Below are 15,835 nucleotides of genomic sequence, written 5' to 3' on the forward strand. Positions count from 1 at the left end.
ATTTAGGGCATCATTCCCAGCGCACTTCGTCAGGGACTTTATCCGGGCGCAGCCCGCGCCAACTCGGCTGACGCAGCCGGCCATCCGAGGTGCGTTCGCTGTAACGCACCTCGCCGACCAGTTCGGGTCGGACGAACGTGACGTTCTTGGCGTCCTGAGTGGGAAGCCGTGTGTTGAACGGCGATTCGTCGGTGTGCAGCGGTTTGAGGATGCCCTTGAGCTTGGTCAGTTCCTTTTCGGTGAACCCGGTGCCGACCCGGCCGGCGAAATGCAGCCCGCCGTCTTCGGGAATGCCCAGCATCAGTGCGCCGATACCGCTGGAGCGGCCACCCTCGCCTTGCCGCCAGCCACCGATCACCACTTCCTGCGTGCACCAGATCTTGTCCTTGATCCACGACGACGAGCGTCGGCCGGGTTGGTACGTGGAGTCGCGCTTCTTTGCGATCACACCTTCCCAGCGGTGTTTGCGGGCGTGCTCCATTGCTTCGGTGCCGTCACCGGGCAGCGTGTCGGGCACGATGATCCCGCCGCCCTCGGCCAACGCTTCGAGCAGCCGGCGACGGTCTGAGTACTTGGCGCGCAACAACGATCGGCCATCGAGCTGCAGGATGTCGAACGCCCAAAACTCGACGCGCGTGGACCGTGCTCGGTTCTGCATCTCGCTGAAACTCGGCACGCCCTTGTCATCGAGCGCTACGGCTTCACCGTCGAGGATCACGTGATGGTCGGCGAGATCGGCTGCAAGCGCTTCGAATTGCGGATATTCACCAGTGACGTCGCGGCCGCGTCGGGAGCGCGCGCTGAGCCGCCCGCGGTTCGCTTCGACGATGACGCGATAGCCATCCCATTTACCTTCGAACGCCCATTGCGACGACTTGAGATTCTCGACGGACCCTTCCGTCGCCAGCATCGGCGCGAGATCGCCTGCTTGTGGCTGCTGCTGTTCCTTCATCCGGTGCGCCAGCCAGTTCTTGCCGTCGGTCTGGATCAGCGCGTAACGGCCCTCGATCTTCTTGCCGTGCAACGTGACGATCACTTCCCCACCCTTGGCGGGGCCGTCCGGGGGTACGTCGTTGAACTTCTCGGTCTCGTATGTCCCGGTGTCCCAGACGATCATCTGGCCCGCGCCGTACTCCCCCTTCGGGATGGTGCCGTGGAATGTCAAGTACTCCAGCGGATGGTCCTCGGTGTGCACGGCAAGGTGATTCACCGCAGGAGTGTCGGGCAAATTCTTGGGCACTGCCCAGCTCACCAGAACACCGTTTCGCTCCAGGCGCAGGTCATAGTGAAGCCTGCGGGCGTGGTGCTCCTGGATTACGAATAGGTTGTTATCACCCGCCTTTGGCGGTGTTTTCGGAACCGGCTCCGGGGTTTTCGACGCGTCGCGCATGCTGCGGTATTTGGTCAGCTGATCGGTCAGCGGCACGCTCTCGTCGAGATCGGCCAGCAGGTCGCCGTCCCTGTCGACCCGCTCCAGCACCTCATCGAAACGCAGATGTCGCAGTTTGGGGTCGGCAATTTCATCCCAGGTGCGTGGCGCTGCCACCGTCGGATGTTCACGTCCACGAAGCGAATACGGCGCGATGGTTGTTTTTGCAGCGTTGTTCTGGCTCCAGTCGAGAAAGACCTTGCCTGTGCGCAGGCTCTTGGTCATGGTCGCCGTAACCTGTTTGGGCATGGTCTTTTCCAGCTGCTGGGCCACTCGACGAGCCAACACCGATGCGCCGTGCGAGCTGATCGGCTCCTCGAGCGGCACATAAAGGTGCAGACCCTTGCTACCGCTGGTCAGCGGGAAAGTCGTGAGCCCGATGTCGGTGAGCAGATCACGGACTTCGTGGGCCACCGTGCACAACTGACGAAAACTCACCCCCGCGCCCGGATCGAGGTCGAATACGATTCGAGTGGCGGGCCCCTGCTCGTTCGCCCGCCCGTCCTGCCCGCCCACGACGAATCGCCACTGCGGGACATGCACTTCCAGCGAGGCCTGTTGGGCCAGCCACGCGACGCCCTCGACGGTGTCGATGAGCGGATAGGTGGTAGTGCCGGATTTGTGTGTGATGCTGGCGCGGTCGAGCCACTCGGGGGCCGACGACGCGAGCTGCTTTTCGAAGAACGATGCCTCGTCGACGCCGTTGGGCCAGCGCTTGCGGGTGACGGCGCGCCCCGCGATGTGCGGGATCATCACTTCGGCGATGTTGACGTAGTAGTCGAAGACCTCGGCCTTGGTGGTCCCCGTCGCCGGGTACAGCACCTTGTCCGGGTTGGTGAGCCTGACCCGGCCGAATCGATCCACCACATCACGGTATTACCCGCAGTACCGTTGGACTATGACGAGGATCTTTGCGGCGTGCCTGGTCGCGGCGGTCGCGCTGATCGGAGCCCCTGCCGCGTCAGCCGATCCTGACCAGCTCGTCCCCTACTGCTCTGGCGACCAGACGCCGATGAACGCCACCTGCAGGCCGATGCCGCACCAGGTGTTCACCGAGGACGCGACCGGCGCCAACCCCGATGTCCCGCTCGGCACCAATCCGGGCGAACAGCCACTGACGTAGGCGGAGGTTGATTCGCGTACCCCTCCGACACTGCCGCTATGGCGCGGTCACTCAGCGCCATCTTCTGGCCCTGCCCGACTTTCGTTGTCCCCGTTCGGGCTTCGCACGTCCCCATCTTCGTCATCGAGTGGCCGGCGAAGCCGCTCGGGGCGATGGTAATCGTTGACGCGCGCTTGCCCCGTGTCGAGGGCCGGGGGCGGGATCCACTCAACATCGTTGTCTCGGTTGATCCTCGTTTCCCAACCACCGGGACCGACCATGCGGTTGTCGGGCCCACATGCCAAGCCGAGTTCAGCCACGTTCGTCTGTCCGTCGTCGACCCAATCGCGAGCCGCGTGATCGACTTGGCTGCCGTAGGCAGGCACGGTGCAGCCCGGCTTGGTACAGCCGCCGTCACGGGCGATGAGCATGATCCGCTGGGCCGGCGAGGCCACGCGTCGAGCGCGGAACAGGTCCAGCGCCGATCCGGTGGCCTTATCGAACACCGCCAGATAGGGACTGGCCTGTGCCGCCAGCCGGACGAACGTCGGCAATGGGAATCACGGTGCCACCACCGCTGACACCGACTCCGGCCCGGCTCTCCAAGTCCTGCAGTGTGGTGCGGATGATGATCGAGGCCGGCAACCCGTTGTGCTGGCCCAGCTCACCGCTATTCATAACGCTGCGCCCGACCGCGACGAGCGCGTCGTGCTGGCGCCGCGCCAGACTACGGTGATCTCGTTCTACCTGGGCCTGTGACGGCGTACCCGAAAAGCAGGGCTGCCCATCGTCAAAATTGCACATCCCTGGCGCGGCCCACTTGGCGAATATCGCCTCGTATATCGCCCATGCTTCGGGAGTCATGTTGCCCCGGATCGGGATCGTCTTGTCGGATCCCTGGGGTCCTCTCCACAGCCCGCGACGCCGAGCGCGCTCGATGTCGTCAGGCTCCGGACCGTCCTGATCGAGCAGGAACAGGATGCGATCGGCGTTGTCCTTCAATTCCTTCGGTCCAACGCCGATGGCGATGCGCACCAGATCGACTTCGATCTGGGCCCGGGTCAGGGAGTCGACCCCGGACGGAATGCGGTCCATCGCATCGCGCACGACCTTGATGTGTTCGCGATTGATCGACCCGTGAGCCTGGGCGAGCGCGGTGCAGGGCAGCTCGGGGTCGAGCGGGTCGCCTGTCAGTGTGCGGCGTGTGCCCAACTGCGCGGCCTCGTCGAGCCGACGACCGGCCTCACTAGTCGAGATGCGCCACCGGGTCGCCAGCACATCACGCCAGGACTTGGCACCCATCTCCTTGGCGGTGGTCTCGGCCTGTAAGCGCGCCAGCGTGCGATGGCTCTGCGACGGCAGCTGACAGGTGAGCGTTTCGAGTTCGTCAAGCGCATGGATCAGTTCAGGCTTGGTGAGCGCATCGACGGGCAGCGCGGCCAGGCCGTCGTAGGCGGCGCGCAGCGCGGCAATCGTGGCCTGCACCGCTTCCGAACCCATGAATCGAACATATGTTCGATTATTACGGACATTGCGACGTGTTTTCGAAGAGATTGATGAGAGATTGTTGCTGTGTGGAAAGCGCTGTCAGACAGTGGATTCAGTCGTCCCGCAGCACCGCCATCGGCGCGGTCGGCAGTTCTGCGATCGCGAGTTTCGCCGCGGAGTCGACGGGGATCACGTCGCGGGCCAACGCCGCAAGCGCCTTGTTGGTGCCGACGTCGTGGCCGGCCTCCTCGCTCAGCAGCCACCGCACCTCGAGCAGGTCGCAGTAGGCCTGGATCGGCGTGCCCTTGTTGCCGACGACGTCGTGCGCCAGCCGCTCGTATGGCGTGAGCACCTCGATGACCCACAGCCGCGCGGCAGTCGAGTCGTCGACGTCATGACCCGCCTCGCGGCACAGCGCAGCCTGATACGCCTGTAGGTCGCCGAGTAGGATCTGGGCTTGTCCCTCGCCGACGTCCAAGCCGGTCAGCTCTTGCAGACGTTGCGCGTGGTAGCGCCGATCACCAACGGCGACACGGATTTTGAGGCGGCTCGGACTGTCGCTGACCGGCTGCAGCGCGACTTCGTCGACGGCGAAGCCGAGCTCGTTGAGCCGGCGCACGGTTCCCTCGACCCGGTAGCGATCGGCGAAGTCGAACATCGGCTCGGCGTGAAGCGCGTCCCACAGTCTGTTGTAACGGTCCCTGGTCTGCTCCGCCTCGGCGATCAACACATCCTCCAACGCCGACTGGTCCAGTCGTTCGGCGAGATCCACCATGCCCATCGCGACGTTCTCGACCATGATGTCGAGGTCGTGTTCACGTTGTCCGCGGCTCAAAGTCGGGTGCACTTCCGAGGTTTCGGCGTCGACGAGCCAGGCCTGAAGGATCTGGCCGTCGCGGGAGAACAACGTGTTCGCCAGCGAGCAGTCGCCCCAAAAGACGCCGTGTCGATGCAGTTCCACCAGCAGGCCCGCCATGGCATCCAACAGGCGCTCGCGGTGCTTGGGTTGATCGGGCGGCAGCCGCATGAACAGCCGGCGGTACTGCCAGGACCCCTCGAGGTAACGGGTGACCAGAATCGCGGTGTCGAATTCTGGTTGCAGCACCAGTCCTGCGGGACGCACAGCAGGCAGGCCCATGTCTTCGAGCCTGCGCAGCACGTCGTACTCCTTGGCCGCGATGCGCGGTGGCATGTCCTTGACGGCCCACAGTGTGTCGTCGGCGTCGACGAACTTCACCAGGTGGCGGCTGGGACCGACCGCGATGTCGCGCAGTGGCACATCGGGGACGGTCCACTCCGAGAGCGGCCGGTCCCACGGCAGCGCCAGCAGCCCGGGAGATGGTGTGCGAAGCCGGAACTCGGTCATTTCCCGGGTCGCTTCGCTCCCGCCCTCCGAAGCGCACACATGATCAGTTGATGCGTTCGCCCGTCTGCGGATGGAAGAGGTGAACCGCCCCTTCGGGATGCCTGCGTAGCCGCACCGTGTCGGCCAGTTTCGGCGCCGTGCGCGGGTTGCACCGCGCCACTAACTCGACACCGGATCCTGCGTGTGTGTACACGTACGCTTCGCTACCGAGGTCCTCGACCAGGTCGACGACGACCTCCACGCCGCCCGAATCGGTGAGTTCGAGCTGCTCGGGGCGAATTCCGAACGTAACCTCGGACAGGCCTGCGTCACTGAGCTTGGTCAGCTGATCGCGTTCGAGTTCCAGCGTCGAGTCACCGATCTTGACCCCGTCCGCCGTGACCGGCAATGTCACCAGGTTCATGGCCGGTGAGCCGATGAAGCCCGCGACGAACGCATTGGCCGGCTTGTCGTAAAGGTCGTTGGGAGAAGCGAATTGCTGCAACTTGCCGAACCGCAGGACGGCCACTCGGTCACCCATCGTCATGGCTTCCACTTGGTCGTGGGTGACGTAGACGGTGGTGGTGCCGAGTCTGCGTTGCAGCGCAGCGATCTGGGTACGCGTCTGCACACGCAGCTTGGCATCGAGGTTGCTGAGCGGCTCGTCCATGCAGAACACCTGGGGCTCGCGGACGATGGCGCGGCCCATCGCCACACGCTGACGCTGACCGCCAGAAAGCTTGGCCGGCTTGCGATCCAGGAAGTCGGTGAGATCCAGGATCTTCGCGGCCTCTTCGACCTTCTTGCGTCGCTCATCGGCTGACACGCCGCGCAGCTTCAACGCGAAGCCCATGTTCTCGGCAACGGTCTTGTTCGGGTACAGCGCGTAGTTCTGAAACACCATCGCGATGTCGCGGTCCTTGGAAGGCACACCGGTCATGTCCTTGCCACCGATCTCGATGGCACCCTCGTCGATGTCCTCGAGTCCGGCGAGCATGCGCAGCGCGGTGCTCTTGCCCGAGCCCGACGGACCCACCAGCACGATGAATTCGCCGTCGGAGATGTCGAGGTTGAGCGAGTCAACCGCGAGCTTGTCCGAGCCTTCGTAGATGCAGGAGGCGTTCTTGTAAGTGATTGCGGCCATTGGTCTTTCTCCCGGTTCCTTCGTGAGCCGTTTACTTGATCGCGCCGAACGAAAGTCCGCGCACCAGCTTGTTTTGGGCGAACCACCCGCAGAGGATCACGGGCAGCGCAGCCATGGTTGCGGCCGCCGACAGCACGGCCCAGTACTGACCTTCACCGGCGATGAATCCGACGAGGTACACCGGCATGGTCTGAGCGTTCACCGCGGTGAGGTTCACCGCGAAGAAGAACTCGTTCCACGCGAAGATGACACAGATCAGCGCGGTGGCCGCGATACCCGGCGACACAAGCGGCAAGATCACCTCACGCACGGACCGCCACAAGCTGGCGCCGTCGAGGCTGGCCGCCTCGAGCAATTCGCCGGGCACTTCGAGGAAGAACGACCGCATCATCCACACCGCGATCGGCAGGTTCATCGAGGTGTAGAGAATGACCAGAGCCCAGATGTTGTCCAGCAGACCGATATTGGACACGATCACGTAGAGCGGCAGGATTGCCGCGACGATCGGCAGCATCTTCGTGCTCATGAAGAAAAACAACGCATCCTGCGTCTTGCGGACGGGCCGCAGCGACAGCGCGAACGCGGCAGGCGTGCCGAGCGCGAGCACCAGTAGCGTCGAAACACCGGTGGCCCAGACCGAGTTCAGCATCGCGGGCCCGATGCCCTGATCGAAAACCGCCTTGAACTGATCGAGCGTCGGCGTGAAGAACAGTTTCGGCGGACTGGTCGCCGCGTCGCCCTCCTGCTTGAAGGCCGTCAGCACCATCCAGAACACCGGGAAGAAGAAGCCGAGGCCGACGAGCCAGGCCACCACTCCCCACGGGCTGAACGTGCGGCCCTTCTTCTTCGACGCCGCGGCTGAATCCGTTGTCGCCGTCGTCTTTTCGTTGTTTCTCACAAGTGGAGTTGTCATCCTAGGCCGCCTCTTCCTTGCCGGAGAACGATTTGAAGATCAACCGAAGTGCGAAGCTCGCGATGATCATCGTGAAGATCACCACCACCACGGCGTAGGCCGCGGCCTGGCCCATGTCGAAGCCGAGGAACGCGCGCTGGTAGATGTAGAACGGCAGGTTCGCGCTGGCGATACCAGGGCCGCCCTGGGTCATCATGTAGATGGCGTCGAAGGTGTTGACCAGATAGATCGCACCGAGCACGACGCCCAACTCGATGAACCGCCGAAGGTGGGGCAGCGTCAACTCGCGGAAGAGTTGGAACGCGCCCGCACCGTCGACTCGACCGGCCTCCAGGATGTCGCGAGGCATCGACTGGAGGCCGGCGAGGATCAGCAACATCATGAACGGCGTCCACTGCCAGATCAGCACGACCATCACCATGGTCAGCGGGAACTGGCCGATCCAGTCGACCTTGTCGATGCCAACCAGCGAGAGCACCCAGTTCAAGATGCCGTTCGTCGGGTCGAGGATCGTGGTCTTCCAGATCAGCGCTGCCGCAACGGGTGTCACGAGAAATGGGGTGATCAGCAGTGTACGTACGACGCCGCGGCCCAGGAAAGCGCGATCGAGCAACAGGGCGAGCAGCAGGCCGAGCAACGCCGACACCAACACCACGACGACGATCAGGACAACAGTGTTGAGTGCCACCGTCCAGAACTGGCTGTCCTTGACGACCGCGATATAGTTGTTCAGTCCGACGAACTGGCGTGACCCGGGTCGAACCAGGTTCCATGACAGCGTCGAGTAGTACAGCGTGAACACGAATGGAATCTGGGTGACCACGATCATGAAGATCAGTGCGGGAAGCAACGGCCCGCGCCTGCGCCACCCTTCGGCGCGGCTGACCCCTGCATCCTGAGCCTCACGGATCTTGCGGACCCGTTCGGCGGTTGCAAGCTGGCCGGCGTCAGCTTCGGTATCAGCTGTAACAGTCATCACTTCTCCTGATAGGTCCGGCCGACAACATCGGCATATTCCTGTGCTTGTGCGAGCGCGTCATCCACGGACTTCTGTCCGGCGATCGCTGCGCTGATCTGTTGGCTGACCCGCGTCCCGAGATCCTGGAATTCGGGGATCCCGACGAACTGGATACCGGTGTACGGAACGGGCTGCACCGTCGGCTTGTTCGGCGTCGCACCTTCGATCGACTTCAACGTCAACGGCCCGTACGACTTCGAGATCGCCTGGTACTGCGGCAGCTGTGTGTAGGTCGAGGTCCGGCTGCCCGGTGGGACGCGGGCCCAGCCGAGCTTCTCGCCGACCAGCTTCATGTAGTCCTTGCTGGTCATCCACGAGATGAACTTCCATGCGCCATCGGGATTCTTGGCGCCCTTGGGAATGCCGAGCGACCAGGTGTAGAGCCAGCCGGAATTCGGCTTCTCGACGATCGGGGCGGGCAGATAGCCGATCTTGCCGACCAAGTCGGGGTAGGTCTTCGGGTCTTCGAGCACCGAGACCGCCGACGTCGCGTCGTACCACATGGCCGTCTGGCCCTGACCGAAGAGGTTGGCGCACTCCTGGAATCCCGTTGACGACGCCCCGAGTTCGCCTGCCTTGTTGATCAGATCGACGTAGAAGTTGACGGCCTTGCTGACCTCGGGGCTGTTGAGCTGCGCGTTCCACTTCTCGTCGAACCAGCGCCCGCCGAAGGTGTTGATGACCGTGTCCAGCGGGGCCAGCACCTCGCCCCAACCCGGCTTGCCGCGCAGGCAGATGCCGGCATCGGAAACGCCTTTCGCCTTGATGGTCTCCGCCCACTGCGCGACCTCCTGCCACTGGGGCTGGTAGTTCGGCGACTGGTCGACTTTGATGCCGGCCTTTTCGAACATGTCCTTGCGGTACATCAGGAACGACGACTCACCGTAGAACGGAACCGAGTACATGTTGCCCTGATAGGACAGCGAATCCCGCAGCGACGGGATGAAATCGTTCGCGTCGTAGCCGGGAGTCTTCTTCGCGTAGTCCGAAAGATTCAGCAGCCAGCCGTCTTTCGCCCACTGCGGGGTTTCGAAGTTGCTGATCATCACCACGTCGAACTCACTGCCGCCCATCGCGGTCGACATCGTGATCTTGGCGCGCGCCTGGTTCTCCGAAAGCGTGATGAACTTCAGCTTCGTGCCCGGATTGGCGGCCTCGAACTCAGACGACAACTTCTGTGCATCGGTCATCTGCGAGTTGGACACCAGGGCGATCGTCACTTCGTTCTTGGAGGCCCCGAGGCTGCCCGCGCCCGCACAGCCGGAGGTAACCAGCAGCCCGAGGGCCGCGACACACGCTCCTAATTTTTGTAGCGCTCTCACCTTTACCTCACCTTTCACTGTGCCAATAGCCAACGGGCACAATCGATGTCACACACCAGAAGTCGGGCGAGTTTGCCGCGCAACGCCCCGAGCGTGGCGTGGTGCTTGGTCGCTCCGCTGGAGATCAGGATGGTCTTCTCGCAGGCGCGGACGTCTTCGAGCGGAACGGATACCGCGCGCTGCTGCAGTTCGGTGTCGACAGGTGTGCCGTCGACGTCGAAGAACCGCCCGCCGATCTCGCCGACCGCACCCAGGGAGTCCAGCTCGTCGAGCATCTTGGTGTCCACGAAGCTGCCCTCGAACAACGTCGTCGACGTCGACACCGCGCCGACTCCGAACAGCATCACGTCGGCCTGCCTGCCGGCCTCAAGGGTGCGCGAGATCAGCGAGTCGCTGCGCATCGAGACGACGGTCGAGGGGTCGGCGTACAGCGGTGCCGGTAGCCGAATCGTGGTGGCCCGCAGCATGTCCGCGCATCGACCGAGGATGAACTCGGTGCCGGTCTGATAGGCGGCTGTCGACATCGCACCGTCGAGTTGGACCACGGCACGGCAGCTCGCAACGCCCGGTGCGAGCGCGTCAGCCACCGCGACTTGCTCAGGGCCCCAGGTGAATCCGAGGACGTCATCGGGAGACAGCCGACGCATCAACAGCGCGGCGGCGGCGCGGCCCACGCTGGCGTATGCGGCCGGCCGACCGTGTGCACCGACGTCGACACCGTGGCCCGCGACCACGACTTCGGTCAGCCCGTAGCGCTGTTCGAGTTCGCGTTCCTCATCGGCGTGCAGGTTGTCGCGCATATCCGGCGGGACGACGACGTCGATGCGGACGAGGCCCCTGGCCTTGGCCCGCGCAACGAGCCGGCCGGCTGTGGGGCGCGAGACGCCGAGTCGAGAGGCGATCTCGGCCTGGGTGAGGCCGTCGAGGTAGTAGAGCGTGGCCGCCCGCAACGCCAGCCGCAGGTCTTCGGGGGTGGCTCCGCGATCCCGCGCGTTCGACACGACCTGGCCGCCGATCTCGGCGACCTTGCCATTCGACGCGGGTGTGGCCACGCCCCTCCTGTCCGAGGAATGATCTTTTGCTCAGGGATGCGAGTAGATGCTCATCACGTTAGCATGGGAATTGTGACGCACACAACACCTCCGCCAGATACCCGGATGCGGTCGGCCGTACTCGTCGAGCCAGGTCGGATCGAGATGGAGGAGCGGCCGATACCGAAACCGGTTCCTGGCGACGTGCTGGTGCGGGTGTCGTCCGTCGGCGTGTGTGGGTCCGATACGCACTACTACCGGCACGGCCGGATCGGGAACTTCGTCGTCGACGCGCCCTTGGTGCTCGGCCACGAGGCCGCGGGCACGATCGTCGACGTCGGTGCCGGCGTCGACGGCTCGCGCATCGGCGAGCGCGTGTCCATCGAACCGCAGCGGCCCGACCCCGACAGCGACGAAACGCGCCGCGGCCACTACAACCTCTGCCCGCATATGCGCTTCTATGGCACACCGCCGATCGACGGGGCGTTCTGCGATTACGTCACCATCGGCGCGGGGTACGCCCATCGGGTGCCCGACTCGGTGTCCGATGATGCCGCGGCTCTGTGTGAGCCGCTGTCGGTCGGCATCGCCGCGGTCCGCAAGGCGGGTCTCGACGGCGGTTCACGGGTGCTGATCACCGGCGCGGGCCCGATCGGCATCGTGCTCACTCAAGTCGCACGGGCCTACGGCGCCACCGACATCGTGGTCAGCGATCCCGATGGCGATCGTCGCGCGCAGGCTAAGCAATTCGGGGCCACCCACGTTCTCGACCCGACGGCCGAACCGATAGGCGAGTTGGGCGTCGACGCGTTCATCGACGCCTCGGGGGCGCCCTCGGCCGTCTTCGATGGCATCCACGCGGTGCGGCCGGCCGGCACGGTCGTCCTCGTCGGGTCGGGCGCCGAATCGATGGAGCTGCCGACGCAGTTGATCCAGAACCGGGAGTTGGTCCTCACCGGGGTGTTCCGCTACGCCAACACGTGGCCGACGGCGATCGCACTCGTCGAGTCCGGCCGGGTGGACCTCGACGCGATGGTGACTGCACACTTCCCGTTGGAGAAGGCTGCTGAGGCCCTCGACTCCGACCGAACGCCGGGTAGCGTCAAGAGTGTGGTGACGGTGTCATGAAGCTGACCAAGTCGACACTGGCGCAGCTCTCGATCGACAAGCCGACCTACGATCGCGACGAGATCGGTATCGGCATAGTGCATTTCGGGGTCGGCGGCTTTCACCGCGCGCATCAGGCGATGTATGTCGACCGACTGCTGGAGATGGGTCTCGCCAAGGATTGGGGCATCTGCGGCGTCGGCGTGCTGCCCGCCGACCGCAAAATGGCCGACGTGCTGACCGCGCAGGACGGCCTGTACACGCTGCTGCTCGAGAACCCGGACGGCAGCCGCGCCGCCCGAGTGATTGGATCGATCGTCGACTACCGCTACGCGCCCGACGATCCGGACGCGGTCGTCGAACTGCTCGCCGCGCCCAGCACCCGGATCATCTCGCTGACTATCACCGAAGGCGGCTACAACATCGACAGTCTCGGCGAGGAGGTCAACGTCTTCGGTCTCGTCGCCGATGCCATGGCGCGACGGCGCGACCGCGGCGTCCCCTCCCCGACGATCGTGTCGTGCGACAACATCGAAGGCAATGGTCACGTCGCGCGGCACGCGTTCACCACCTACGCCGAGCGAGTGCACCCCGGCCTCGGCGAGTGGATGGAAACCAACACCCGCTTCCCCAATTCGATGGTGGACCGCATTACCCCGGTCACCACGCCCGACGTGATCGCTGTGCTGGCAGACGAATTCGGCACCGAAGACCAGTGGCCAGTGGCCGCCGAACCGTTCACGTCGTGGGTGCTCGAGGATGACTTCTCTGACGGCAGACCGCCGCTGGAGAAGGCCGACGTGTTGTTGGTCGACGACGTGACGCCGTATGAGTTGATGAAGCTGCGACTGCTCAACGCCAGCCACCAAAGCCTCTGCTATTTCGCGTACCTGGCCGGCTACCGGTTGGTGCATGACGCGGCTGCTGATCCACTGTTCGCCGAATTCCTGCTTCAGTACATGGATTCCGAGGCCACACCGACACTCAAGCCGGTGCCGGGCATCGACCTGCCCGATTACAAACGCACGCTGATCGAGCGGTTCGCCAACCCCGGCGTCAAGGACACCATCGCGCGGCTCTGCTTCGGTTCGTCGGACCGCATTCCGAAGTGGCTGCTTCCGGTCATCCGGGCGAACCTCGCGTCGGGCGGTCCGGTGCGGCTGTCGGCGGCGACGGTGGCCAGCTGGGCACGGTATGCGGAGGGCGTCGACGAAGACGGTCAACCCATCGACGTCCAGGACCAGCTCGCCGACACACTGGTGCCGTTGGCGCAGTCACAGCACACGCATCCGACGGCGTTCATCGAAAACACCGACGTATTCGGCGATCTCGCGGCGCAGCCACGATTTGTCGAGGCATACCTGTGGGCGCTGGATTCGCTGCACCGCGAAGGGTCGCGCGCGACGCTGGAGACGCTGCTGAAGGAGACGACATGACCGTACCTGGCGCGCCGCAACGGGCGCTGGTGATCGGCGAGGCGCTGATCGACATCGTGAAGCGAGAAGGCGGGGCCGCAGGCGAACACGTCGGCGGCAGCCCGCTGAATGTCGCCGTGGGACTCGCGCGGCTGGGTCGCGGCGCAGACTTCCTGACTCACATCGGCGACGACCAACGCGGTCGCCGCATCGTCGACCACCTCAAACAGTCTGGCGTGCAATTGGTCTCGGGCAGCACGACTGCCGCGCGTACACCAACCGCCTTGGCGACACTGGACGCCAACGGTTCGGCGCAGTATGTCTTCGACATCGACTGGCAATTGACAGGAACGCCAGAGGTCGCGCCGCCGCTCGTCGCGCACACCGGATCGATCGCGACGGTGCTCGAGCCGGGTTGCCGCGCCACCGCCGCGCTGATCGACACGTATCGGCCGTCGGCGACAGTGACGTTCGATCCCAATGTGCGGCCTGCGCTCATCGAGGACGACGACATCGCCCGCGGCCGCATCGATCGCTGGATCGAACGCTGCGACGTGGTCAAGGCCAGCGACGAGGACATGCGCTGGATCGACCCCAACCGCTCCCCCGAGCAGATTGCCAAGACGTGGCTGGCGCTGGGCCCGTCGATCGTCGCGGTGACGACGGGCGAGGCGGGTGCGTTTGCGATGTGCGCGGCGGGAATGGTGCGAGTGCCCGCGCTGCAGGTGAACGTCGTGGACACCGTCGGCGCGGGCGACGCGTTCATGTCGGGCCTGATCGACGCGTTGTGGTCACTTGGCCTGCTCGGGGCCGAGCGACGGCCGCACTTGGCCCGCATCGATGTCGACGCGCTGACCGGGGTGGTGCAGACAGCCGCGCTGTCCGCGGCATTGACAGTGGCTCGCGCCGGCGCTGACCTGCCCGATCGCGCGACCAGGGACGCGGCGGCGGCCGGGTCGGGCCCGTTGTTGCCTCAGCCGGGCTAGCCTGGGCTTATGCGTTCCATATGGAAAGGTTCAATCGCCTTTGGCCTGGTGAACGTGCCGGTCAAGGTCTATAGCGCGACCGAAGACCACGACATCAAGTTCCACCAGGTGCACGCGAAGGACAACGGACGCATTCGCTACAAGCGCGTCTGCGAGGTGTGCGGCGAAGTCGTCGAGTATCGAGACATCGCCAAGGCATACGAATCCGAAGACGGCCAGACGGTCGTGATCACCGACGAGGACATCGCGACGCTGCCTGAGGAGCGCAGCCGCGAGATCGAGGTGCTGGAGTTCGTTCCCGCCAGTGACATCGATCCGATGATGTACGACAAGAGTTACTTCCTCGAGCCCGACGGCAAGTCGTCGAAGTCCTATGTGCTGCTGACGAAGACGCTCAAGGAGACCGACCGAGTCGCGATCGTGCACTTCGCGTTGCGCAACAAGACTCGACTCGCCGCGCTGCGGGTGCAGGACTTTTCCAAGCGTGACGTGATGATCGTCCAGACCCTGTTGTGGCCCGACGAGATTCGCGATCCCGATTTCCCGGTGCTGGACAAGAAGGTAGAGGTAAAGCCGGCCGAGTTGAAGATGGCCAGCCAAGTGGTCGAGTCGATGACCGACGACTTCAACCCGGACCGTTACCACGACGATTATCAGGAGCAACTGCACGAGCTGGTGCAGGCGAAACTCGAAGGCGGCGAAGCGTTTACCACCGAAGAGCAGCCGAAGGAGCTCGACGAGACCGAGGACGTGTCTGATCTGCTGGCCAAGTTGGAGGCCAGCGTGAAGGCTCGCCGTAGCGGCGGTTCGGACGGCGACGGGCAGGCCAAGAAGGCGCCTGCCAAGAAGGCAGCAGCGAAAAAGGCGCCGGCCAAGAAGGCCGCGAAGAAAGCTCCTGCGAAGAAGACCGCAAAGAAGGCAGCGGCCAAGAAGTAGCTACGCGCGCAGGTCCACCCGCAGCGCATCATGCTCATCGAGTATCCGGCGCAGCGCGGCGTCCATCGGATGAGCCGACGCGAGGTCACGGCGGAACCCGCTGTCCACCACCGCAACCGCGCCCTGGCGCAGTTCGGTGGTGTCGATCTGATCGACGAACGGGTCGAATAATCCGGGCGGTGTGGCCAGGTAATAGAGTGCCCGGGCCGATTGAGCCAACACGGCGGCATACATCAGACCATGTTGGGTGATCACGAAGAGTTCAGAAGAAATGCCGGCGTTCGGAGTCTCGACCTTGCCCCATGCCATCGCGGCACGCCGCAATTGCGCCAATCGATCCGGGACGTCGTCGCTGAGCGTGAACAACCTCTCGACGAGCGCGTCGCCCGTCCGCGGACACTTGTCGATCGCCGGCCTGAAATACCGCTGGAAAATCTCACCGAAGAAGTCGTAGCGTTGCTCGCTCATGGCGGCTCCCCAGATTTCGGACGTGCATCCCTATTGTGCGCCTGAAACCGTCAGCGAAGAAGGCGTCCAAGAGAAGTCCGCGTTCCTGAGAAACTAGAACGTGTTTCAAAAACCCCTCCCGTGCGGCGCCA

General features: G+C 64.3%; 13 protein-coding genes and 1 pseudogene. 5 read left to right on the forward strand and 9 right to left on the reverse strand.

Features of this window, described 5'->3' with window-relative positions; all coding sequences use genetic code 11:
* Window positions 1-10: 10 nt before the first annotated feature.
* A complete protein-coding gene (locus tag MYCSM_RS25650; RefSeq protein ID WP_015309090.1) occupies window positions 11-2,296 on the reverse strand; it encodes an ATP-dependent DNA ligase in 2,286 nt (761 codons plus the stop codon).
* Window positions 2,297-2,327: 31 nt separating this feature from the next.
* Here MYCSM_RS25650 and MYCSM_RS25655 point away from each other — a divergent pair, with 31 nt between their 5' ends.
* Entirely contained in the window at window positions 2,328-2,552 is a 225-nt protein-coding gene (locus MYCSM_RS25655; RefSeq protein WP_015309091.1) for a hypothetical protein, read from the forward strand.
* 47 nt (window positions 2,553-2,599) lie between these two features.
* Here MYCSM_RS25655 and MYCSM_RS25660 read toward each other — a convergent pair.
* The 7 genes and pseudogenes from MYCSM_RS25660 to MYCSM_RS25690 all read right to left on the reverse strand — a co-directional run bounded on the left by MYCSM_RS25660 (window position 2,600) and on the right by MYCSM_RS25690 (window position 10,777).
* Window positions 2,600-4,031 (reverse strand): annotated as a pseudogene (locus MYCSM_RS25660) (DUF222 domain-containing protein).
* 100 nt (window positions 4,032-4,131) lie between these two features.
* The gene (locus tag MYCSM_RS25665; RefSeq protein WP_015309092.1) at window positions 4,132-5,385 is read right to left on the reverse strand and encodes a DUF4032 domain-containing protein; all 1,254 of its coding nucleotides are present in this window, start codon (window positions 5,383-5,385) and stop codon (window positions 4,132-4,134) included.
* Between the two features lie 43 nt (window positions 5,386-5,428).
* Complete coding sequence (locus MYCSM_RS25670; RefSeq protein ID WP_015309093.1) at window positions 5,429-6,508, reverse strand: ABC transporter ATP-binding protein; 1,080 nt, start codon at window positions 6,506-6,508, stop codon at window positions 5,429-5,431.
* A 31-nt stretch (window positions 6,509-6,539) separates the two neighbouring features.
* The gene (locus tag MYCSM_RS25675) at window positions 6,540-7,421 is read right to left on the reverse strand and encodes a carbohydrate ABC transporter permease (RefSeq protein WP_015309094.1); all 882 of its coding nucleotides are present in this window, start codon (window positions 7,419-7,421) and stop codon (window positions 6,540-6,542) included.
* 1 nt (window position 7,422) lies between these two features.
* Window positions 7,423-8,397 carry a carbohydrate ABC transporter permease gene (locus tag MYCSM_RS25680; protein WP_015309095.1) on the reverse strand — a complete coding sequence of 325 codons (975 nt, stop codon included), beginning with the start codon at window positions 8,395-8,397 and terminating at the stop codon, window positions 7,423-7,425.
* Window positions 8,397-9,761: an ABC transporter substrate-binding protein gene (locus tag MYCSM_RS25685; protein WP_015309096.1), complete on the reverse strand. Its 1,365-nt coding sequence runs from the start codon at window positions 9,759-9,761 to the stop codon at window positions 8,397-8,399. The genes MYCSM_RS25680 and MYCSM_RS25685 overlap by 1 nt, the downstream gene beginning before the upstream one ends.
* 14 nt (window positions 9,762-9,775) lie before the next feature.
* Window positions 9,776-10,777 (reverse strand): sugar-binding transcriptional regulator, encoded by a 1,002-nt coding sequence (locus MYCSM_RS25690; protein ID WP_051073944.1) that lies wholly within the window; start codon window positions 10,775-10,777, stop codon window positions 9,776-9,778.
* A gap of 141 nt (window positions 10,778-10,918) precedes the next feature.
* Here MYCSM_RS25690 and MYCSM_RS25695 point away from each other — a divergent pair, with 141 nt between their 5' ends.
* From MYCSM_RS25695 to ku, 4 genes are read left to right on the forward strand one after another with little or no spacing between them, the layout of a single operon-like run.
* The gene (locus MYCSM_RS25695; RefSeq protein WP_041312679.1) at window positions 10,919-11,920 is read left to right on the forward strand and encodes an NAD(P)-dependent alcohol dehydrogenase; all 1,002 of its coding nucleotides are present in this window, start codon (window positions 10,919-10,921) and stop codon (window positions 11,918-11,920) included.
* Window positions 11,917-13,335 carry a mannitol dehydrogenase family protein gene (locus MYCSM_RS25700; protein ID WP_015309099.1) on the forward strand — a complete coding sequence of 473 codons (1,419 nt, stop codon included), beginning with the start codon at window positions 11,917-11,919 and terminating at the stop codon, window positions 13,333-13,335. Before MYCSM_RS25695 ends, MYCSM_RS25700 begins: the two co-directional genes overlap by 4 nt.
* Entirely contained in the window at window positions 13,332-14,300 is a 969-nt protein-coding gene (locus MYCSM_RS25705; protein ID WP_015309100.1) for a carbohydrate kinase family protein, read from the forward strand. The genes MYCSM_RS25700 and MYCSM_RS25705 overlap by 4 nt, the downstream gene beginning before the upstream one ends.
* Before the next feature lie 9 nt (window positions 14,301-14,309).
* Entirely contained in the window at window positions 14,310-15,236 is a 927-nt protein-coding gene (ku, locus tag MYCSM_RS25710; protein ID WP_015309101.1) for a non-homologous end joining protein Ku, read from the forward strand.
* Here ku and MYCSM_RS25715 read toward each other — a convergent pair whose 3' ends face one another.
* Complete coding sequence (locus MYCSM_RS25715; protein ID WP_015309102.1) at window positions 15,237-15,704, reverse strand: glucose-6-phosphate 1-dehydrogenase; 468 nt, start codon at window positions 15,702-15,704, stop codon at window positions 15,237-15,239.
* Window positions 15,705-15,835 lie beyond the last annotated feature (131 nt).

Origin of the sequence: Mycobacterium sp. JS623 (genome assembly GCF_000328565.1) — a bacterium.
Classification (GTDB): Bacteria; Actinomycetota; Actinomycetes; order Mycobacteriales; family Mycobacteriaceae; genus Mycobacterium.